22 protein-coding genes are annotated in these 20,706 nt (G+C 70.8%); 11 read left to right on the plus strand and 11 right to left on the minus strand.

What is annotated here, in order from left to right; translation table 11 throughout:
• A partial coding sequence (locus tag J7E86_RS17455; RefSeq protein WP_215082622.1) for a CdaR family transcriptional regulator occupies positions 1–331 on the plus strand: 331 nt, incomplete at its 5' end.
• A 221-nt stretch (positions 332–552) separates the two neighbouring features.
• On the opposite strand, the gene J7E86_RS17460 is transcribed toward J7E86_RS17455, so the two are convergent.
• Positions 553–864 (minus strand): NIPSNAP family protein, encoded by a 312-nt coding sequence (locus tag J7E86_RS17460; protein ID WP_215082623.1) that lies wholly within the window; start codon positions 862–864, stop codon positions 553–555.
• 125 nt (positions 865–989) lie between these two features.
• Here J7E86_RS17460 and J7E86_RS17465 point away from each other — a divergent pair, with 125 nt between their 5' ends.
• Entirely contained in the window at positions 990–1,397 is a 408-nt protein-coding gene (locus J7E86_RS17465) for a hypothetical protein (protein ID WP_215082624.1), read from the plus strand.
• Here J7E86_RS17465 and J7E86_RS17470 read toward each other — a convergent pair.
• The 3 genes from J7E86_RS17470 to J7E86_RS17480 form a co-directional block, all read right to left on the minus strand.
• Positions 1,378–1,581, minus strand: a complete 204-nt coding sequence (locus J7E86_RS17470) for a ferredoxin (RefSeq protein WP_251019272.1) — start codon at positions 1,579–1,581, stop codon at positions 1,378–1,380. The genes J7E86_RS17465 and J7E86_RS17470 overlap by 20 nt on opposite strands.
• A 29-nt stretch (positions 1,582–1,610) precedes the next feature.
• Complete coding sequence (locus J7E86_RS17475; RefSeq protein ID WP_215082625.1) at positions 1,611–2,825, minus strand: cytochrome P450; 1,215 nt, start codon at positions 2,823–2,825, stop codon at positions 1,611–1,613.
• A 335-nt stretch (positions 2,826–3,160) separates the two neighbouring features.
• Positions 3,161–3,766 (minus strand): TetR/AcrR family transcriptional regulator, encoded by a 606-nt coding sequence (locus J7E86_RS17480; RefSeq protein WP_215082626.1) that lies wholly within the window; start codon positions 3,764–3,766, stop codon positions 3,161–3,163.
• Between the two features lie 134 nt (positions 3,767–3,900).
• Between J7E86_RS17480 and J7E86_RS17485 the strand changes: the two genes are divergently transcribed.
• Positions 3,901–5,466: an MFS transporter gene (locus tag J7E86_RS17485; protein ID WP_215082627.1), complete on the plus strand. Its 1,566-nt coding sequence runs from the start codon at positions 3,901–3,903 to the stop codon at positions 5,464–5,466.
• Positions 5,467–5,491: 25 nt separating this feature from the next.
• Here J7E86_RS17485 and J7E86_RS17490 read toward each other — a convergent pair whose 3' ends face one another.
• Positions 5,492–6,463 carry a TetR/AcrR family transcriptional regulator C-terminal domain-containing protein gene (locus J7E86_RS17490; RefSeq protein ID WP_215082628.1) on the minus strand — a complete coding sequence of 324 codons (972 nt, stop codon included), beginning with the start codon at positions 6,461–6,463 and terminating at the stop codon, positions 5,492–5,494.
• A 213-nt stretch (positions 6,464–6,676) separates the two neighbouring features.
• Between J7E86_RS17490 and J7E86_RS17495 the strand changes: the two genes are divergently transcribed.
• The 4 genes from J7E86_RS17495 to J7E86_RS17510 all read left to right on the plus strand — a co-directional run bounded on the left by J7E86_RS17495 (position 6,677) and on the right by J7E86_RS17510 (position 10,792).
• On the plus strand, positions 6,677–8,203 hold the full coding sequence (locus J7E86_RS17495; RefSeq protein ID WP_251019273.1) for an MFS transporter: 1,527 nt from the start codon (positions 6,677–6,679) through the stop codon (positions 8,201–8,203).
• Positions 8,204–8,706: 503 nt separating this feature from the next.
• Positions 8,707–9,315, plus strand: a complete 609-nt coding sequence (locus J7E86_RS17500; RefSeq protein WP_308312626.1) for a DUF6817 domain-containing protein — start codon at positions 8,707–8,709, stop codon at positions 9,313–9,315.
• A 54-nt stretch (positions 9,316–9,369) separates the two neighbouring features.
• A complete protein-coding gene (locus tag J7E86_RS17505; protein ID WP_215082630.1) occupies positions 9,370–10,308 on the plus strand; it encodes an NAD-dependent epimerase/dehydratase family protein in 939 nt (312 codons plus the stop codon).
• Between the two features lie 52 nt (positions 10,309–10,360).
• Positions 10,361–10,792 (plus strand): TIGR03668 family PPOX class F420-dependent oxidoreductase, encoded by a 432-nt coding sequence (locus J7E86_RS17510; RefSeq protein WP_215082631.1) that lies wholly within the window; start codon positions 10,361–10,363, stop codon positions 10,790–10,792.
• Between the two features lie 26 nt (positions 10,793–10,818).
• On the opposite strand, the gene J7E86_RS17515 is transcribed toward J7E86_RS17510, so the two are convergent.
• Complete coding sequence (locus tag J7E86_RS17515) at positions 10,819–11,631, minus strand: bifunctional 2-polyprenyl-6-hydroxyphenol methylase/3-demethylubiquinol 3-O-methyltransferase UbiG (protein ID WP_215082632.1); 813 nt, start codon at positions 11,629–11,631, stop codon at positions 10,819–10,821.
• Positions 11,632–11,689: 58 nt separating this feature from the next.
• Between J7E86_RS17515 and J7E86_RS17520 the strand changes: the two genes are divergently transcribed.
• The 3 genes from J7E86_RS17520 (at position 11,690) to J7E86_RS17530 (ending at position 13,303) form a co-directional block, all read left to right on the plus strand.
• Complete coding sequence (locus tag J7E86_RS17520) at positions 11,690–12,418, plus strand: GntR family transcriptional regulator (RefSeq protein WP_215082633.1); 729 nt, start codon at positions 11,690–11,692, stop codon at positions 12,416–12,418.
• A 193-nt stretch (positions 12,419–12,611) separates the two neighbouring features.
• Complete coding sequence (locus J7E86_RS17525) at positions 12,612–13,070, plus strand: hypothetical protein (RefSeq protein ID WP_215082672.1); 459 nt, start codon at positions 12,612–12,614, stop codon at positions 13,068–13,070.
• Positions 13,067–13,303, plus strand: coding sequence for a hypothetical protein (locus J7E86_RS17530; RefSeq protein WP_215082634.1), 237 nt, complete (start codon positions 13,067–13,069; stop codon positions 13,301–13,303). The genes J7E86_RS17525 and J7E86_RS17530 overlap by 4 nt, the downstream gene beginning before the upstream one ends.
• On the opposite strand, the gene J7E86_RS17535 is transcribed toward J7E86_RS17530, so the two are convergent.
• Positions 13,293–14,618: an MFS transporter gene (locus J7E86_RS17535; protein WP_215082635.1), complete on the minus strand. Its 1,326-nt coding sequence runs from the start codon at positions 14,616–14,618 to the stop codon at positions 13,293–13,295. The genes J7E86_RS17530 and J7E86_RS17535 overlap by 11 nt on opposite strands.
• A gap of 140 nt (positions 14,619–14,758) precedes the next feature.
• Between J7E86_RS17535 and J7E86_RS17540 the strand changes: the two genes are divergently transcribed.
• A complete protein-coding gene (locus J7E86_RS17540) occupies positions 14,759–15,118 on the plus strand; it encodes a hypothetical protein (RefSeq protein ID WP_215082636.1) in 360 nt (119 codons plus the stop codon).
• An 80-nt stretch (positions 15,119–15,198) separates the two neighbouring features.
• Here the strand turns inward: J7E86_RS17540 and serA are convergent, their stop codons facing one another.
• The 4 genes from serA to J7E86_RS17560 all read right to left on the minus strand — a co-directional run bounded on the left by serA (position 15,199) and on the right by J7E86_RS17560 (position 20,609).
• Positions 15,199–16,803, minus strand: coding sequence for a phosphoglycerate dehydrogenase (gene serA, locus J7E86_RS17545; protein WP_215082637.1), 1,605 nt, complete (start codon positions 16,801–16,803; stop codon positions 15,199–15,201).
• 244 nt (positions 16,804–17,047) lie between these two features.
• Positions 17,048–18,049, minus strand: a complete 1,002-nt coding sequence (gene ilvC, locus J7E86_RS17550; RefSeq protein WP_215082638.1) for a ketol-acid reductoisomerase — start codon at positions 18,047–18,049, stop codon at positions 17,048–17,050.
• Positions 18,050–18,201: 152 nt separating this feature from the next.
• Entirely contained in the window at positions 18,202–18,726 is a 525-nt protein-coding gene (ilvN, locus tag J7E86_RS17555; protein ID WP_116214047.1) for an acetolactate synthase small subunit, read from the minus strand.
• A gap of 20 nt (positions 18,727–18,746) precedes the next feature.
• Positions 18,747–20,609, minus strand: a complete 1,863-nt coding sequence (locus J7E86_RS17560; RefSeq protein ID WP_215082639.1) for an acetolactate synthase large subunit — start codon at positions 20,607–20,609, stop codon at positions 18,747–18,749.
• Positions 20,610–20,706 lie beyond the last annotated feature (97 nt).

Below are 20,706 nucleotides of genomic sequence, written 5' to 3' on the forward strand. Positions count from 1 at the left end.
GCGTGCGGCGGCCGCGGAGCCCCGGCTGGGCCCGGTGGCGGAGTGGGCGCGCATCGGCCCGTACCGGGTGCTGGCCGCGCTGCCGGTGGCGGCCGCGGCGGACCCCTCGGTACGCCCTCTGCTGGCGCCGGCCCACGCCGAACTGGCCCGGACGGCGGAGACGTTCCTCGACCACGCCGGCCAGGCCGGCCGCACGGCCGCCGCCCTCGGCATCCACCGCCAGACCCTCTACTACCGCCTGTCCCGCGTCGAACAACTCACGGGCCTCGACCTGGACAACGGCGAGGACCGGCTGCTCCTTCATATGACGCTGAAGGCGGCGCGGCTGTAGGGCCTTGCAGGATCCGCAGTTTCAGGTCAGGGTCGGAGAGGCGGTCAACCCGCTGACGAGTTGAGCGAATGCGGTGCGCTGGTTGGGCCGCCTGCGGCGGCGAGCGCCCTGCGGGCGCGTCCTCAATCGCCGGACGGGCTGACATCGGCTGAGCTCAGCCGATGTCAGCCCGTCCGGCGATTGAGGACACCGCCGCGCAGCGGTGGTGCACACGACACGGCCTAGGACACACCGCCGAGCGGCCGGAGGAAGCGGCGTTCGTACCGCTTGATGCACCGCGTGCGACGAGCCAGTTCGAACGCGTCCTGGCACTCCGGATCAGACACGCTGTCCGTGCGGTACTGCTCGTACGCGGCGAGACTGGGAAACGAGAAGAGGGCGTAGGCGATGTCGCTGTCGCCCTCACTCGGCAGGAAGTAGCCATGGTGCGTCCCGCCGAAACGGTTGACCAGCCCAACCCAGCGGCGACCGTATTCCTCGAAGTCCTCAAGCTTGTCGGCGTCGATCTCGTACGTCAGATGAATGGTGATCATGCCTACATGATGCAGCGAGACGGTTCGGGCCCGGCTTCCGGTAGTTCCGCAGGAAGCAGTGCTCACGAACGCGCGGATCCTCCAGCCCGCCGCCGCGGGTGACGGCGTTGGGTGATCATGGTTCGGTGACGGACGACATCGAGAACATCGAGGACAGGATCATCATCGACCTGGACCGGGCCGCCGCGGAGATCACCGGGCGGCTGGCCGGGTGGCGGGCGCGTGGGCTGGTGGCCGGGGCGGTGACCTGGGTCGATCTGGACGCGCCGTGGCCGCAGCCGCTGGAGACCGACCGGGCGCGGGTGGCGAGGCCGTACTCGGTCGGGATCCAGGTCGAGGGCCCCGGGGATTCGGGGCTGTCGGTGGTGCTCTTCCGCGACGGGCGGGCCGACGTGGACTTCCTGGCCGTCGGCGCGGACGAGGTACGAACGGAGGCGCCCGACTCCGCGACGCCCCGGGCGTTCGGGGCCGTACTGGACGACTGCGTCGGCCGCGCCTTCGGTACCGGCCGCCTCAGCTCTCCTCGACCGTGATCGCCTGCACCGGACACGCCCGTGCCGCCTCCCGTACGAGGGGGTCGCCCGCCCCGTCCTCGCGGCCGGGCAGGACGGTGCCGAAACCGTCGTCGTCCTGGGTGAAGACGTTCGGCGCGGTCAGGGCGCACTGGCCGGAGCCGATGCAGTTGTCGCTGTCGATGCTGACGCGGATGTCGCTCATCGTGCTGTTCCTTCTGTTGTTGACGGGTGTCACCAGGTGACGGGAAGGGCGAAGAGTCCTTGCAGGGTGTCGCCGGGCTTGACGGGCACCTCGTCCGGTGCGACGGCGAGCCGCAGGGTCGGGATGCGGCGGACGAGCGTGAGCAGGGCCAGCTCCATCTCCGCTCGGGCCAGGTTCTGGCCCAGGCACTGATGGATGCCGTAGCCGAAGGCGACGTGGTGCCGGGCCGAGCGGTGGAGGTCGAGGGTGTCGGGGTGGTCGTAGGCGGCGGCGTCGCGGTTGGCGACCGAGGTGCCGATCATGACGCCGTCGCCGGCGCGCAGGGTCCGTCCGGCGATCTCTATGTCGTCGGTGGCGACGCGCACGAGCCCGTCGGCGATGGACAGGAAGCGCAGCAGCTCCTCCACGGCGGTGGGCATGAGGGTGGGGTCGGCGCGCAGGGCCGCGAGTTCGCCGGGGTGTTCGAGCAGGGTGTAGGTGCCGAGGGAGATCATGTTGGACGTGGTCTCGTGGCCTGCCACGAGCAGCAGAAGCGTCATCATGACGAGCTCGTCGCGGTCGAGTTGGTCCTCGGCGAGCCGCTCGGCGATGAGTTCGTCGAGGAGGCCGTCGCCGGGGTCGTCCTTCTTCCGGTCGACGAGCCGGTGGAGGTAGGCGCGGAGTTCGTCGCGGGCGGTGGTGGCCTCGCGGTCGGTCCGCGCGGCGAGCAGTGCGCGGGAGCGGGTCTCGAAGAAGTCGTGGTCGGCGTAGGGGATGCCGAGCAGTGAGCAGATGACCATCGAGGGCAGGGGTAGGGCGAAGGCGGAGACGAGCTCCGCGCCGGGGCCCTTGGCGAGCATGGTGTCGATGAGGCGGTCGACGACGGCCTGGATCTGCGGACGCATGGCGTTGACGCGCTGGAGACCGAAGCGGGGGATCAGCATGCGGCGCTGACGGGCGTGTTCGGGGTCGTCGACGCCCAGCAGCGGGAGGACGACGGTGTGCTGGGACTCGGCGCGCGGGGCGACCACGGGAAAGGCCGGATTCTGCCGGTCGGTGGAGACCCGGGGGTCGGTGAGCAGCGCGCGGGCCTCGGTGTGGCCGGTCACCAGCCACACCACGCGTCCGTCGTAGAGCGTCACGCGGGTGAGCGGGCCGTCCGCCGTCAGCTCGTCGTAGTCGGCCGGTGGCTGGTACGGGCACGTACGGTCGCGGGGAAAGGCGGGGGCTGACGGGGTGGTGGATCGGATCCCGGTGTCGGTCATGTCTTACCTTCCAGGCGTTCGGACTGTTGTCCTCTACATCCAGTGCGTCCAGTCCAAGCTCCTCGGCTCCTCTCCGCCATGCCTAGTTCGGCCATATCCCGCACAACGCCGGAATATGTCTCAGGGGCGAGTCTTTTGGACATGAGTCACCGCACGGCACGGCCGACGCGGTGGTGGCCTGGCGGCCGCGCACAGGGAATGGACGCAGGTAAGGGCCGTCGGCCAAGGCGTACGGTCCTTACGACGTACGGTCCTTACGCCGGGCCGGTGGCACCCGGCCCGGCCGACCACGCCCTACCGCCGGTCGTCCCTCCGCTCCGGCCGGCGGCCTCCGATCACTCCCCGTCGGCGCCGGAGGCGTTCAGCACCGTCCCGGCCAGCACCCTGCGCATCCCCTCCACCAGTTCGGCGCCGGTCGGTGCGGTCTTCGCGTCGACGAGCCACTGCACCCACATGCCGATGAAGAGCGCGTGGTACAGGGCGCCCGCGGTCCGCGTCGCCTCCTCGCTCACCTCGGTGTCCTGAACGCCCTCGAAGATCGCCACCAGCCCTTCCCGGCCGCTGGGCAGCACTTCGGCGAACCATTTCTTCAGATCGGGGTTGGACCCCATCTGCCCGATCACTTCCAGCTGGACCCCCCAGAACGGGCGGTCCCGTTCGAACTGCCCCGTCAGTGCGTCCAGCGCGCCCGCGAGGTACTCGCCCCGCGAGACGGCGCCGTCGGCGCGGGCCGCCAGCGTGCGGCTCACCTCGTCGCCCCACTCCTCGGTCAGCTTGATGAACGCGGCCATCATCAGCGCGTCCTTGGAGCCGTAGTGGTAGCCGATGGAGGCGAGGTTGGCGCCCGAGGCGGCCACGATGTCGCGCGCGGTGGTCCGCACCCAGCCCTTTTCGAGCAGGCATGCCTTGGCGCCTTCGAGCAGATCTTCGCGATGTCCCATGCCGGAAGCCTAGCCGGGGTCATACGGGCGTACCAGACAGCCGTACAAGACGGCCGTCCCAGACGTCCGTCTCACACGACCGTCCTATACAAACGTCATAGACAAGCGTTTAAGACAACCGTATAGTCCTCGGCATGACGAACTCCGGCGCACGTGCCGGGCGCAGGGAATGGACGGCCTTCGTCGTCCTCCTGCTGCCCCTCCTCCTGGTCTCGATGGACGTCTCCGTGCTCTTCTTCGCCATCCCCGCCATCAGCACGGAGCTGGCCCCCACCGGCACCCAGCAGCTGTGGATCTTCGACAGTTACGCGTTCGCCCTCGCCGGGCTGCTGATCACGATGGGGTCGCTCGGCGACCGGATCGGCCGCCGCAAGCTGCTGCTCCTGGGCGCCACGGCCTTCGGCGCCGCCTCGGTCGCCGCCGCGTACGCACGGAACCCGGAGATGCTCATCGCGGCGCGGGCCGTCCTCGGCATCGGGGGCGCGACGCTGATGCCCAGCACCATGGCCTTGCTGCGCAACATGTTCCGGGACGGCAAGCAGCGCTCGAAGGCGATCGGGATCTGGAGCGGCGCCATGGCGGGCGGTATCGCGCTCGGCTCGGTACTGGGCGGTGTGATGCTCGACCACTTCTGGTGGGGCTCGGTGTTCCTGATCAATGTGCCGGCGATGGTGCTGCTGCTGGTGCTCGTGCCGCTGCTGGTACCCGAGTTCAAGGACCCGGCGCCGGGCCGGTTCGACCTGCTGAGCGTGCCGCTGTCGATGGGCGCCGTACTGCCGGTGATCTACGGGATCAAGGAGATGGCCGCCCACGGCATCACCCTCCCCATGGTGCTGTGCGTCGCCGTCGGCCTGGTCCTCGCCGTGACCTTCGTCCACCGTCAGCGCACCCGCCCCGACGCGATGATCGGCCGGGCGCTGTTCCGGCACCGGGCCTTCGGGGCCGGCATCGGGCTGAACACCCTCGCTACCTTCGGAATGATGGGTTCCGCCTACTTCACCACCCAGTACTTGCAGTCGGTGCTCGGCAAGAGCCCGCTGGAGGCGGCGCTGTGGGGCACCGTCCCGTCCCTCGCGGTCGGGTTCACCGCGCCGGCGGCCGCCACCCTCGGCCAGAAGCTGCCGAAGTCCTGGGTCATGGCCGCCGGGTTCGTCATCGGCGCCGCCGGCTACGCGCTGCTCGCGGTGTGCGGTCCGCGGTCACTGACCCTCGTGCTGGTCGGGGCGGCCGTCGTCAGCTGCGGCATCGTCGTCGTGATGGCACTGGTCTCCGACATGGCGCTCGCCACCGCCCCGCCGGAGAAGGCGGGCACCGCCGCCGCCCTGCTGGAGACCGGCCAGGAGTTCGGCGGGGCCATGGGCATGGCCCTCTTCGGCACCGTCGGCGTGGCCGTCTACCGCCGCGACGTGAACGACGCCCTGTCCCCGGACCTGCCGCACGGTGCGCTGGAGGCGGCGCGCGAGACGCTCGGCGGCGCGGCCTCCGTCGCGGCCGACCTGCCGGGCCAGGCCGGCGGGACCGTGCTGACCGCCGCCCGCGAGGCGTTCACGCACGGCATGAACGTCGCCGCCCTCGGCGGCACGGCGGTCCTGCTCCTCGCCGCCGTCCTCACGGTGGCCGCGCTGCGGGGCGTACGGACGGAGCCGCCGGCGGCGGAGCCGGAGCCCGAGCCGGCGGCGCGAGCAACGGCCGTCCGCTGAACCTTCCGCCTGGCGCCCCCGTCCCTCACGGACCGGGGCGCCGCCGCGCGATGTGGGCACCCAGCCCGTCCAGCAGCCGCAGCAGCCCGAACTCGAACATCGAGTCCAGGGTCAGATCGACGCCCGGATCGCGCATGATGCGCCCGTACATCGCGTACCGGCCCGACTCGACGATCTCGACCATCGCCGGGTACTGCGCCTCCAGCCACTGGTCATTGGTGATGCCGGTGTCCTGCTCGGCCTCCGCCTCGTCCTCCAGGTTCACGGCGACGCCGCGCACGTAGCCCGCGACGGTGACGGTGATGTGGAGCATGGCCTGCGGGTCGAGCCCCAGCCGTTCCACCGGCGCCATGGCCCACTCCATGTGGGCGAGGGCGTTCGGGGACAGCAGGGGCCGGGTGAAGGACATCGCCTTCGCGAGCCAGGGGTGGCGCCGGTAGAGCGCCCATTGCAGGCGCGCGGCCGCCTCCAGCCGCTCCCGCCAGCCCTCGGGCGCGTCGGCCGGCAGCTCGTCCTCGCCGAAGGCGGCGTCCGCCATCAGGACGACCAGCTCGTCCTTGCCCGGCACATAGCGGTACAGGGCCATGGTGGAGACGCCGAGTTCGGCCGCGATGGCGCGCATGGACAGGGCCGCCGCACCCTCGGCGTCGGCGATGCCGATGGCAGTCCGGACGACGCGCTCCCGGGTGAGCGCGTTCTCGCCTTCGCGCGCGCTGTTGCGCCGGGGCGCGCGCGCCAGGGGTCCCGCACGGCCGCCGGGCGACTCCACGACCGTACCCACGCCCGGCACGGCCCGGACGAGTCCTTCCCGCCGCAGCACCGCCAGGACCTTGGTGGCGGTCGCCATGGCCACGCCCCACTCCTGGGTGATCTGCCGGGTGGAGGGGACCTTCTCGCCCGCGCGCAGTTCGCCGGAGGTGATGCGGTCGCGGAGTTCCGCGGCGATCCGGAGGTACGGAGCGGGGGCCGGAGTCGCCGACCGTTCTAGTGCACCCATGGACGGAAGGCTAGCACCGGATCCCGCTTGCACTAGTGCACTACCTCCCAAGTACGCCCAGAATTGCGGATGTCAGAGGTCTGTGCGTACCTTGTACGCGATGACGCGTACGCCATAAACAGACCGCACTAGGGGGAGCCTCCGATGTCCCGACGGACAGCAGCGCACCACACCGCCTCCGGCCCTCGCGCCGGCCGCAGGGAATGGATCGGGATGGCGGTGCTGACGCTGCCGCTGCTCCTGGTCTCCATGGACGTCTCGGTGCTCTATTTCGCCGTACCGTTCATCAGCCACGACCTGGAGCCGACCGCCACCCAACAGCTGTGGATCTTCGACATGTACGGCTTCGTGCTGTCCGGTCTCCTGCTGACCATGGGCGCGCTGGGCGACCGGATCGGCCGCCGCAAGCTGCTGCTGATCGGTGCCGCCGCCTTCGGCGCCGCGTCCGTGGCGGCGGCGTACGCGCACAGCGCCGAGACGCTCATCGCCGCACGGGCCCTGCTCGGCGTCGGCGGCGCCACGCTGATGCCGTCCACGCTGGCACTCGTACGCAACATGTTCCGCGACGCGGCGCAGCGCGCCACGGCGGTGGCCGTCTGGTCGGCGGTGATGACGAGCGGGATCTCCCTCGGCCCGGTGCTCAGCGGCTTTCTGCTGAGCCACTTCTGGTGGGGCTCGGTGTTCCTGATCAACCTGCCGGCGATGCTGCTGCTGCTGATCCTCGCGCCGCTGCTCGTGCCGGAGTTCAGGAGCCCGGCGACCGGCCGCCGCTTCGACGTGCTCAGCTCGTTGCTGTCCTTCGCGGCGGTCCTGCCCGTCGTCCACGGCTTGAAGCGGATCGCCGCCGACGGCTTCGGCGCCCTGCCCCCGCTGTCCATCGCGGCCGGGCTCGCCGTCGGCGCGCTGTTCGTGCGGCGACAGCGGCGGGTGGCGGAGCCGATGATCAGCCCGGCGCTGTTCCGGGGCCGGGCCTTCGGACCGGCGATCGGCGTCAACGCGGTGGCGATGTTCGCCATGGCGGGCTTCACGGTGTTCTCCATGCAGTACCTGCAACTGGTCCTCGGCAAGAGCCCGCTGGAGGCGGCGCTGTGGTGCCTGATCCCGTCCGTCGCGGTGGGCGGCGCCGCGCCGGCGGCGACGGCGCTGGTACGGCGGGGCGTCGACCGCGCGTACGTGATCGGCGGGGCCTTCGCCGTCGCCGCGTTCGGCTACCTCTTCGCCCTCGCCGGGGCCGGCTCGGGGATCTGGGTGATCCTGGCCGCCTCGGGCATCGTGGCGGTCGGCATCGTCACGGTGATGACCCTGATCACCGACCTGGCCCTGGACGCCGCCCCGGCGGAACACTCGGGCGCGGCGGCCGCGCTCCTGGAGACGGGGCAGGAGTTCGGCGCGGCGCTGGGCACGGCGGTGCTGGGCAGTGTCGGCGCCGCGTTCTACCGCCACGACATCGGCGAGGCGATGCCGGCCGGCCTGCCGGCCGGGGCGCGGGAGTCCGTACGGGAGACGCTGGGGAACGCGCTGGCGGCGGCCGACGGGCTGCCGTCGCGTCTGGGTGACACGGTCGCGGCGGCGGCGCGCGACGCCTTCACCGGCGGCATGCACGCGGCGGCGATCGGCGCGGCGGCGGTCCTGGCGGCGGCGGTGCTGGCCCCGGTGCTGCTGCGCGAGGTGGGCGCGCGGACGGAGGGGACAGGGGCGGACATGGCGGAGGCGGCGCCCGCGGAGACGCCCGTGCGCTGAGCGGCGTACGGGGTGGGGCGCCCGGCGGCTCGTACGCCGGGCGCCCCACCCGTCCGGTGACTCGGACGCCCGCGATGATGATGTCCGGCGCCACCTGCCGTTGCCGGCGGCGGTTCGCGTCACCCGGCCGCATCACGGCCTGCCGCGGCCGTCGGACCGTACCCGCGCCCGGCACGCTGGGCACTGGACCACTGAGCGGAACAGGACAGGAAGCCCTGCGCACCCGTGGGGAGGTACAGCTCAGCTCGCGGGCCACGGCGCCGAGGCTCCGGCCCGGCACACGGCGACGAACACGCGCAGGTCATCCAGAGTCACAACTCCCAAGCCACAGCCGGGAGATGGCAAGCGATCCCCAGGATTGACCGGGGCCCACGAAGGCGGCGAGGATCGTCACAGGGCCCCAGACGGCAACCCGTCCGGTGCCTTCGCGAGGATCCGGACCGGGCGAAGGCACTGGACGGGTGCCGACCGCCGACCGTCGAGCACCGAAAGGACACGGACCTGTGCCGACTCCCCCTGTCGCGTCCGCCCGGGCGGTGACGCTCCTGCGCCGGCTCGGCGCCGAGGCCATCGCCCACCCCGGCGGTACCCTCCTCGCCCACCTGCAGCGCGTCCATGACCGGCTCGCCACGTGGAAAGCCCGGCCGGCTCTCCAACTCGCCGGCCTGTGCCACGCGTTGTACGGCACCGACGGCTTCCCCACGGTGTTGCTGCCGCTCGACCGCCGTGCGGACCTCGCAGCGGTCATCGGCACCGAGGCCGAAGCGATCGTCCACCTCTACGCCTCGTGCGACCGGAAGGCCACCTATCCGGCCTTCGCGCAGGCCGACGCCGCCTTCCACGACCGGTTCACCGGCCGCACCCACACGCCGGAACCGCGGCTGCGCCGGGACTTCGCCGAGCTGTCCGCCGCCAACGAACTCGACCTCGCTCGCTTCGACCCCGTCTTCCGCGAGAAGTGGGGCCCCGAGCTCCTCGCCCTGTTCACCCGCTTCCGCGACTGGCTCAGCGACGACGCCTGGCTCGACTGCCGCACGGTGCTCGCCGCGCCTTCACACCTGCCTCCCGCGCCTGCCATCCCTACGGGAGAACAGATGCGGCGCACCACCTGACAAGGGGGGATTGCCTGGCATTTGAGCAGCACACACTCGCGCTAGTGTGCGTGCGTGAGCCTTTATGTGGTTGTGGGATTCGGACCCGCCGGGGCGGCCACTGCTCGGCTGCTGGCCGAGAAGGGGCACTCGGTACGGGTCGTCACCAGGTCGGGCGGGAGCCCGGAGCCCGGCATCGAGCACGTCGCGTCGGACGCGACGGACAGCAAGCGGCTGATCGAGGTGTCGGGGGGCGCGGCCGCGATCTTCAGCTGTGCCGCACCGCCCTACCCCCGCTGGGCGAGTGGATGGCCGCCACTGGCCTCGTCGGTCTGCGCGGCGGCCGAGGCGACCGGGGCCGTCCTGGTCATGCTGGGCAACCTCTACGGCTACGGTCCGGTGGACGGCCCCATGACCGAGAAACTGCCGCTCGCGGCGACCGGCCCCAAGGGGCGGGTGCGCGCCGCGGTGTGGGAGCGGGCGCGGATGCTGCATGAGCAGGGCGATATCAGGGCGGTCGAAGTGCGGGCCTCGGACTTCTTCGGGCCCGGCGTGACCGACGGCGGGCACCTGGCCGCGCGGGTCGTGCCGCGGCTGCTGCGCGGCAAGCCGGTCTCCACGCTCGGGGATCCGGACGCCCCGCACAGTTGGAGCTATCTTCCTGATGTGGCCAGGGCCCTGGTCGAGGTCGCGGGCGAGGAGCGGGCCTGGGGGCGGGCCTGGCACATCCCGACGGAGCCCGCGCTGTCCACCCGGGAGATGGTCGACCGCCTGGCCGCCCAGTCGCGAACGGGACCGGTAGCGGTGCGCAGGCTCTCGCCGGCCGTGCTGGGTGTCGCTTCGATCTTCTCCCCGCTGATCCGGGAACTGAGGGAGATCCGCTACCAGTTCGAACATCCTTTTGTGGTTGATTCGAGCGCTTACGAATCCGCGTTCGCGGTACGAGCCACCCCGGTCGAGGAGCAGGTCGAGGCGACGGTGGACTGGTGGCGTGAGCGACTGGCCACGGGATGACGCCTGCGGCGGCGAAGGATTCCATGGGTGGGATTCAAGCTACGGTCGAACCATGAAGCTGGGATCCTCGGAAGCCCGGGCGCGCTTGACCGGATCGCCGGTCGCCCGGCTGGCCACGGCAGACGAGACGGGCAGGCCGCACGTCGTGCCCATCACCTTCGCCGTCAGCCGGAATCTCCTGTACTTCGCGATCGACCACAAACCGAAGACCACCCGGAACCCGCGCCGCCTGCGGAACATCCGCCGCAACCCCCAGGTCTCCGTCCTCGCCGACCACTACGCGGACGACTGGCGGCAACTGTGGTGGGCACGGGCCGACGGCCAGGCGGAGATCTGGACGGAAACCGCGGGGCTCGCCACGGCGGTCGGGCTGCTCCGGGAGAAGTACCCGCAGTACGCGGAGCAGCCGCCGGAAGGGCCGGTCGTGGCGATCGAGGTGACGAAGTGGAGCGGGTGGGCGTTCGGCGGTGATATTCCGCTCTGACGGCAGCTTCGATAGCGGAACCGGACTCAGACGCGGGCGACGGCGAGCAGATGGGAGCTCGCGGCCAGCAGGTCCGGATACGGTTCCGCCGCCCGGGCCGCGGCGAGGGCCGCGCGGAACATGGGCGAGTCGACGAGCGACACGCCGCCGTGCAGCTCGGCGGCCTTGAGCAAAGACCAGGTGGGACCTTCGACGCCGTACACCGTGACGTCGCGGAGACCGGCGGCGCGCATCTCCTCGGCCAGCTGGGAACCTGTGTGGAAGTACGCGGCGGTGAACCCCTTGCGGCCCGGCTCGTGCACGCCCGTCGCCAGGATGTCGGTCACCGCGTCCCGCACACTCGCGCGGTCCAGCCAGGTCGTGGCGGTGTGCTCGAACAGCGACGCGTAACGGTTGATCGCGGCCGCGACGACCAGCCCGCCGGCCGCCGTGACCCGGCGCGCCTCGGCCAGCGCCTGATCACGGTCGGCCCGGTCGAGCAGGTGGTACAGCGGGCCGAGCAGGAGCACGACGTCGTACGAGCCGTCGCCGGCGGCGAGGCCACGGGCGTCCCCGACCTCCGCCGTGCAGCCTGCGTCGGCCGCCTGCACGACGTGCTTGGCGACCGGGTCGACGAGGTGCACGCGGTACCCGTCGGCGGAAAGCCACCGCGCGTGCGCGCCGGGACCACCGCCGACGTCGAGAACGGTGCAGGGTGCGGGCGGCAGGTGACGGCGGAGAAGCTCCTGCGTACGGACCATCTCCAACACCCCGTCCGCGGTGCCCGTCAGGCGGGTGGCCTCGTCGAAGGTGTCGGTGTAGAAGTCGATGATCTCCGGATTCACTGGCAGGGTCGTCATGCTGCGGATGCTCTACCGTGACCGGTCCACCTGTCCAGCGATACAGGAGTGTTGAGCCATGCCGATGCTGAAATACGAGCAGATCGCCGACTCCTTGCGACGCCGGATTACCGAGGGGGAGTTCAGCCCTGGCGATCTCCTGCCATCCGGCCGCGATCTGTGTGAACAATGGAACGTATCCCGAGCGACGGTCAATAAGGCATTCGATGTCTTGCGCGCCGATGGCGCGATCATCGCTCACCAGGGCCTTGGCTTCCGTGTGACGGAGGTGCCGTTGGCCCGCTCGGCCGGTAGCCGTGGAGCCACCACCACGCGATCAGCCACAGGCCGTCCATTTCGACGGCTGGGCCAACCGGCCCGGGAGACGCCTCCCGCACGTATCGCTGACGCTCTGGGGCTCCGGGCAGGAGAATCGGCACTGCGGCGGGACCGGCTGGTACTGCTCACCGATGGGGCGCCGTTGTCGCTGGTAAGCGCGTGGTTTCCACCGGATGTGGCAGATCATTGCCCAAAGCTGGCTCAGGCGAAGCCAATCGTCGAGGGGACGACTCACTACGTGACGCGTCAGACTGGCCGCTCCCCCGCTCAGGGCACCGACATGACGACAGTGCGATTGGCGACCGCAATCGAGGCCGAAGTGCTGGAGCGCTCGATTCCACTCGCGGTGGCAGTGGACCTCCACGTCGCTCGTGATGCTGCTGGGGTCCCTCTGGTGTGCGAGGAGGGTGTGACTCCGTCGGACTTGTGGGAGCGAACCGCAAACTACCCCATGGGAACGGCAAGTTGACGCGGGCTTGACTGGTCCGGTTTACCGGTCCAGTGTGGAGGGTGTGACGCAAGCCACGCCCTTCCTTGTCGTGGAGGGGCGCTCTTTCGATCCCTGCGGTCAGAGCGATCGACAGGGATCCGCTCGAAACGAAGACCCCGGCGGCCGCTCCAACGACCCCGGGGCATGGCCAACGCTGAGTAGGAGCGTCAACATGCACGACCTTATCCGCCGCTGGTTCGCATGGGTACGGGCGTATTTCGCGCCCGGCGTCCCCGAAGAGGGCCCGCGCCCCCGCGCGAACGACCCCGCACCCTCACCGAACCGCGCGCCCGCCCCGACGCCACCACCGCACCCAACCCCCACCTGCGCCGTCCACCTCTGGGCCACCGCCCACGGCATCGATCTCAAGCCGAGCTCGCCCCTCCGTACCTGTACCTGCGCCGCCCCGGAACCCCCTCCGCTCCCCGCCCCCGGCACCTTCGTCCTCGACGAGCGCACCGGTCAGGTCGGTGAGGTCATGGCCCACGACGGGCCCCACCTCCAGCTGCGTCCGCCGTCCGGCGGCAGGGAGTGGGACGTCCAGCCCGGCACCGCCCGCCCCGCCACCCCCGCCGAGCTGCTCAGCGCCAAGGTGCGGGCCGTCAACGGTGCCGGGCGGTGGGGGAAGTGAGCGCCCGGACCGTCATCCGGTACGCGGACTGGACGATCGCGCCCGAGAACGCTCCCGAAGCGCCGCCCGTCGTGTTCGAGATGCAGTGCACGACATGCGGCGCCTCGTCCGACGCCGGTGACGACTTCGAAGACGTACGGGACTGGGCGTTCCGGCACGTCGGCCGGAACCCCTCCCACACCGGCTACCGGGAGGTCGTCCACCGCTTCTGGCGCGCCGCGCTCACTCCGTAACCGCGGCCGGCCGCGCCACGCCGGCGCGGCCGGCCTCCGCCGGTTCGTACGCCGAAGGCAGATCGCGGCGGCCCCGCATCGGGCCGAGGGCCAGGATCAGCCAGCAGGGTGCGAGCAGGCCGGTCATGACCCACATCGTGGGGCGGAGGCCGATCACCTCGCCGAGGAAGCCCGCGAGCAACGAACCGAGCGGGATCGTGCTGTGGTTGAGGACCATCGTCGTCGCGACGACCCGGCCCAGCAGGTGCGGCGGGCAGTAGGTCTGCCGGAAGCTGCCCAGCACGACGTTGCAGGCGACGATCCCCGCGCCCACCGTGAACGCGCCGAGCGCGAAGAACAACAGGCCGGCCCCCGGGGTCGTCAGCGGCAGCAGCAGCGCGAACGGGCCGGTGAGCAGTTGCAGCACGAGCATGCCGCGGGCGGTGCCGAAGCGCCGGCCGACGGGGCCGGCGAGCAGCGCGCCGAGGATGCCTCCGCAGCTCCCGGCCATGATCAGGGCGCCGACGGTCGCGGGCGTGACGCCCACCGTCCGCACCAGGAAGACGATCTGGACGCCCTGGTAGCCCATCAGCGCGAGGTTCACCACCGCCCCGTACGTCACCATCGGCCGCAGGTAACGGTCCCGGGTCACGAACCCCAGGCCCTCGCCAATCTGCTGCCGCAAGGTGGCCGTCGGTGCGGGCGCCGCCGGTTCCGGTTCGCGGGCCCGGATCAGGACGAGACAGACGGTCGAGATCACGAACGTCACCGCGTCGATCAGCAGCCCGGACACCGCGCCGAACGCCTGGGCGATCAGGCCCGCCGCTCCCCGGCCGAGAACCCGCGTCGCGGCCTCGCCGCCCTGGAGCTTGGCGTTGCCCTCCAGCAGGTCGGGGCCGTCGAGGACGGCGGGGATGTACGCATGGTAGGCCGTGTTGAAGAACACCGCCGCCACTCCGCACACCAGCGCCACCACGAGCAGGTGGGCGAAGGTGAGCGCGTCCAGCCACGCGGCGAACGGGACGCTCGCGTACATGACCGCCGATACGGCATTGCACGCGATCATGACGGGCCGGCGGCGGAGACGGTCCACCCACGCGCCCGCCGGCAGCCCGATGACCAGCCAGGGCAGCCAGACCGCCGCCGCGAGCAGGCCGACGGCGAACGTGCCGACGTGGAGTACCGCGACGGCTATGAGGGGCAGGGCCACGGTCGTGATGCTGCTGCCCAGTCCACTGGCGGTCTCGCCGGTCCAGAGGAGTCGGAAGTCCCGCGTCCGGAGTACCCCGAAGCGGCGGCGTCCGACGACCCTCGCGCCATTCGTCGTCGTGTCCATGATCAGGATCATCTCCCGCGCCGCCAGAGGACACCCGGCATTTTCCCCGGGCCGGCCGGCAGGGAATTGAGCCCGGCTACTCAGGCGAACCGAGTACGTTCCCCGGTCACCCGCACCGCCCCACCGCGTTGAATGAGGCCATGGCACCTTCCGACACCGGCCTCGTCGCCGACGCACTTCCCGCGGAGCCGTACACGTGGAGCGCCCGCGATGCGCGCAGAGGAGCCGTCGCCGGGCTGGTCCTGCTCGCCCCCATGGCCATCGTCTCCTTCATCCTGTACCTCACCACGGAACGGGCGGCCGCCTGCCTGATGAACGGCGAGCAGTGTTCGGCGTGGCCCGGGGCCTGGATCTACGGAGGGTTCTTCGCGGCGGCGGTCCTCGGTGTCCTGGCCGTCAACTGGCCCGAGCGGTGGGCGAGGTCCGGCGGGGCGCGCGCACTGACGGTCCTGTTCCAGTGGGGCGCCCAGCTGATCATGGCAGCGGCCATCCTCAGCTGACCCGCGTCCCCCATGCGCGTGGGCCCGGCCGCTGTCCCGTACAGGGAAGGGCGGCCGGGCCCACGTACGTACGGTTGACCTCAGTCGGTCAGGTTCACCGCGCGGGCGGACACCGCGCCGATCTCCTCCGCGATCTCCGTGAGGACCGGCAGCGGGATCGACTCGTCGACCGTGAGGGCGACCAGCGCCTCGCCGCCCTCGGTCGCGCGGGAGACCTGCATGCCGGCGATGTTGATGCCGGCCTCGCCAAGGATGCGGCCGACCGTGCCGACGACGCCGGGGCGGTCGCCGTAGCGGAGGAAGGCCATGTGGTCGGCGAGGGCCAGGTCCACGTCGTGCTCGCCCACGGCGACGATCTTCTGGAGGTGCTTGGGGCCGGCCAGCGTGCCGGAGATGGAGACCTCGTCGCCGCCGGAGAGCGTGCCGCGCACGGTCACCACGTTGCGGTGGTCGCCCGACTCCGAGCTCGTGGTCAGCCGGACCTCGACGCCGCGCTCCTGGGCGAAGAGCGGCGCGTTGACGTAGCTGACGGTCTCGTCGACGACGTCCTCGAACACGCCCTTGAGCGCGGACAGTTCGAGCACCTTGACGTCGTGCTGGGTGAGCTCGCCGTACACCTCGACGTCGAGCCGGACCGCGACCTCGCCCGCGAGCGCGGTGAAGATGCGGCCGAGCTTCTCCGCCAGCGGCAGGCCGGGCTTGACGTCCTCGGCGATGACGCCGCCCTGGACGTTGACGGCGTCGGGCACCAGCTCGCCGGCGAGCGCGAGGCGGACCGACTTCGCGACCGCGATGCCCGCCTTCTCCTGCGCCTCGCCCGTGGAGGCGCCCAGGTGCGGGGTGGCGACGACGTTGTCGAACTCGAACAGCGGGGAGTCCGTGCACGGCTCGGAGGTGTAGACGTCCAGGCCGGCGCCGGCGACCCGGCCCTCCTTCAGGGCGGTGGCCAGCGCCGCCTCGTCGACGATGCCGCCGCGCGCGGCGTTGACGATCCGGACCGACGGCTTGACCTTGTGCAGTGCCTCGTCACCGATGAGACCGAGGGTCTCGGGGGTCTTGGGCAGGTGCACGGTGATGAAGTCGGCGGTCTCCAGCAGCTCGTCGAGCGTGAGGAGCTTGACGCCCATCTGCGCGGCCCGCGCGGGCTGTACGTAGGGGTCGTAGGCGACGATCTTCATGCCGAACGCGGACATGCGCTGGGCGACGAGCACGCCGATGCGGCCGAGGCCGACGACGCCGAGGGTCTTCTCGGACAGCTCGACGCCGGTGTACTTCGACCGCTTCCACTCGCCGTTCTTCAGCGCGGAGTTGGCCTGGGGGATGTTGCGCGCGGTGGCGATCAGCAGGCCGCAGGCGAGCTCGGCGGCGGTGACGATGTTGGAGGTCGGGGCGTTCACGACCATGACGCCGGCCTTGGTGGCGGCGGAGACGTCGACGTTGTCCAGGCCGACGCCGGCGCGGGCGACGACCCGCAGCTTCTTCGCGACCGCGATCGCCTCGGCGTCGATCTTGGTGGCGCTGCGCACGAGGACGGCGTCGACGTCGGCGATCGCGGGTAGCAGCTCCGCGCGGTCGGCGCCGTTGCAATGGCGGATCTCGAAGTCCGGACCCAGGGCGTCGACGGTGGCGGGCGAGAGCTCTTCGGCGATGAGTACGACAGGTTTGCGGGAGGAAGCAGTGCTCACGTGGTCCTCAGTCCTCACTAATCCTTCGCGGACGGCCGTCCCGACGGCCGAAGGCGGTGAAGGGGGGCAGCCGCGGGGAAGACGCACGACGCTGTGAGCCTACGGCGTTTGTTGCGAAGCAGTGTATCGGTGGATACGGGCACGTCCGCCGCCGATACGGAAACGTCACCCGCGGGTGGCCGGCCGGGAGACGCGAGCGGTCGCCGGGCGGGCCGCGTGGGCCCGCCCGGCGACCGGCGGAGTGCTACTCCTTGTCGTCCACCCAGCTCATGAGCTTGCGGAGCTTCTTGCCCGTGGTCTCCAGCAGGTGGTCCTCGTCGGCCTTCTTGTACTCGTTGTACTTCGGCAGACCGGCCTGGTACTCCTTCATCCAGTTGTTGGCGAAGGTGCCGTCCTGGATCTCGCCGAGGACCTTCTTCATCTCGGCCTTGGTGCCGTCGTTGACGATCCGCGGGCCGGTGACGTAGTCGCCCCACTCGGCGGTCTCGGAGACCGACCAGCGCATCTTCTCCAGGCCGCCCTCGTACATCAGGTCCACGATCAGCTTGAGCTCGTGGAGGCACTCGAAGTACGCGATCTCCGGCTGGTAGCCCGCCTCGACCAGGGTCTCGAAGCCGGCCTTGACCAGGGCGGAGGCACCGCCGCACAGGACGGCCTGCTCACCGAAGAGGTCGGTCTCGGTCTCCTCGGTGAAGGTGGTCTTGATGACGCCGGCGCGGGTGCCGCCGATCGCCTTGGCGTACGAGAGCGCCAGGGCGAACGCCTTGCCCGTGGCGTCCTGCTCGACGGCCGCGATGCACGGCACGCCGCGGCCCTCCTCGTACTGACGGCGGACCAGGTGGCCCGGGCCCTTGGGGGCGACCATGCAGACGTCCACGCCGGCCGGGGGCTTGATGAAGCCGAAGCGGATGTTGAAGCCGTGGCCGAAGAACAGCGCGTCGCCGTCCTTGAGGTGGTCCTTGACGGACTCCTCGTAGACCTGGGCCTGGATCGGGTCCGGCACCAGGATCATGATGACGTCGGCCTCGGCCGCGGCCTCGGCCGGGGTGACGACGCGCAGGCCCTGCTCCTCGGCCTTCTGCTTGGACTTGGAGCCCTCGTGCAGGCCCACCCGGACATCGACGCCGGAGTCGCGCAGCGACAGCGCGTGGGCGTGGCCCTGGCTGCCGTAGCCGAGGACCGCGACCTTGCGGCCCTGGATGATGGACAGGTCGGCGTCGTTGTCGTAGAACAGCTCGGCAGCCACGTGAGGTATCTCCTTGTTTCCGGGTTTCCGGTTGTGCGTCCCACCGTATGACGGGCGGGTGAGGGGGGAAGCGGTAAGGGGTCTTCTGACCGGAAGACGTTTTCCGGTCGGAGGAGTGAGGCGTCGGGGGCGGCGCGTCAGGGGCCGGCGCGTCAGGCCGTACGGTCCAGCGCGCGCAGGCTGCGGTCGGTGATGGAGCGGGCGCCGCGCCCTATGGCGATCGTCCCGGACTGCACCAGCTCCTTGATGCCGAAGGGCTCCAGCATCTTGAGCATCGCGCCGAGCTTGTCGCTGCCGCCGGTGGCCTCGATGGTGACGGCCTCCGGGGAGACGTCGACGGTCTTGGCGCGGAAGAGCTGGACGATCTCGACGATCTGGGAGCGGGTCTCGTTGTCGGCGCGGACCTTCACCAGCACCAGTTCGCGCTGGATGGCGTTGCTGTCCTCCAGCTCGACGATCTTCAGCACGTTGACGAGCTTGTTGAGCTGCTTGGTGACCTGCTCCAGCGGCAGCGACTCGACGTTGACGACGATCGTGATGCGGGAGATGTCGGGGTGCTCGGTGACGCCGACGGCGAGCGAGTCGATGTTGAAGCCGCGGCGGGCGAACAGGGCGGCGATCCGGGTGAGGATGCCGGGCGTGTTCTCCACCAGGACGGAGAGCGTGTGCTTGGTCATCTCTAACTTCCTCTTCGTCCTCAGTCGTCTTCGTTGTCGCCGAAGTCCGGGCGGACGCCGCGCGCCGCGAGGATCTCGTCGTTGGAGGTGCCGGCGGCGACCATCGGCCAGACCATGGCGTCCTGGTGGACGATGAAGTCGACGACGACCGGGCGGTCGTTGATGGCGTTGGCCTCTTCGATGACCTTGTCCAGGTCGGCCGGGTCCTCGCAGCGCAGGCCCACACAGCCCATGGCGTCGGCCAGCTTCACGAAGTCCGGCACCCGCGTCCCGGCGTGCGTCTCCTTGCCGTCCGACTCCGGGCCCGCGTGCAGGACCGTGTTGGAGTAGCGCTGGTTGTAGAACAGGGTCTGCCACTGGCGGACCATGCCCAGGGCGCCGTTGTTGATGACGGCGACCTTGATGGGGATGTTGTTCAGGGCGCAGGTGACCAGCTCCTGGTTGGTCATCTGGAAGCAGCCGTCGCCGTCGACGGCCCAGACCGTGCGGTCGGGCGCGCCGGCCTTGGCGCCCATGGCGGCGGGCACGGCGTAGCCCATCGTCCCGGCGCCGCCGGAGTTGAGCCAGGTGCGGGGCTGCTCGTAGTCGATGAAGTGGGAGGCCCACATCTGGTGCTGGCCCACGCCGGCCGCGTAGATGGTGTCCTTCGGCGCGAGCTGTCCGATGCGCTGGATGACCTGCTGCGGGGAGAGGCTGCCGTCCTCGGGCTGGTCGTAGCCCAGCGGGTAGGTCCGCCGCCAGCGGTCGAGGTCGGCCCACCAGGCGGTGTAGTCGCCGGTGTGGCCCTCGGCGTGCTCGGCCTGGATCGCGACGATCAGGTCGGCGATGACCTCGCGGGCGTCGCCGACGATCGGCACGTCGGCGGCGCGGTTCTTGCCGATCTCGGCGGGGTCGATGTCCGCGTGGACGATCTTGGCGTACGGGGCGAAGGAGTCCAGCTTGCCGGTGACGCGGTCGTCGAAGCGCGCGCCGAGGGCGACGATCAGGTCGGACTTCTGCAGGGCGGTGACGGCGGCGACGGAGCCGTGCATGCCCGGCATGCCCAGGTGCTGCGGGTGGCTGTCGGGGAAGGAGCCCAGCGCCATCAGGGTGGTGGTGACGGGGGCGCCGGTCAGCTCGGCGAGGACCTTGAGCTCCGCGGTGGCGCCGGCCTTCATCACACCGCCGCCGACGTAGAGCACCGGGCGCCGGGCCTGGGTGATCAGCTTGGCGGCCTCGCGGATCTGCTTGGCGTGCGGCTTGGTCACCGGGCGGTAGCCGGGCAGATCGGTGTGCGGGGGCCAGCTGAAGGTGGTACGGGCCTGGAGGGCGTCCTTGGCGATGTCGACCAGCACCGGACCGGGGCGGCCGCTGGAGGCGACGTGGAACGCCTCGGCGATCGTCCGGGGAATCTCCGCGGCATCGGTGACCAGCCAGTTGTGCTTGGTGATCGGCATGGTGATGCCACAGATGTCCGCCTCCTGGAAGGCGTCCGTGCCGATCGCCTTGGAGGCGACCTGCCCGGTGATGGCCACCAGCGGCACGGAGTCCATATGGGCGTCGGCGATCGGGGTGACGAGATTGGTGGCGCCGGGCCCGGAGGTGGCCATGCACACCCCGACCTTGCCCGTGGCCTGCGCGTAACCGGTGGCGGCATGACCCGCGCCCTGCTCGTGACGGACCAGAACATGGCGGACCTTCGAGGAGTCCATCATCGGGTCGTACGCGGGGAGGATCGCACCGCCGGGAATGCCGAACACGACCTCGGCCCCGACCTCCTCAAGCGAGCGGATGAGGGACTGCGCACCCGTGACGTGCTCGACGGTGGCGGGCTGCTGCGCCGCGCCGCTACGGGCCCGCGGCTGCGGATGGTGGGCCCCGGTGGCCTGCTCGGTCATCGACATTCTCTTCTCGAAGGATTCGACGGATGATTCGACGGATGAGGATTTGGGTGGGTCTGCGTGGTTCCGCGTCGTTCCGGTGCAACAAAAAACCCCTCGT

The sequence above is a fragment of the Streptomyces sp. ISL-11 genome, from assembly GCF_018614525.1.
Classification (GTDB): Bacteria; Actinomycetota; Actinomycetes; order Streptomycetales; family Streptomycetaceae; genus Streptomyces.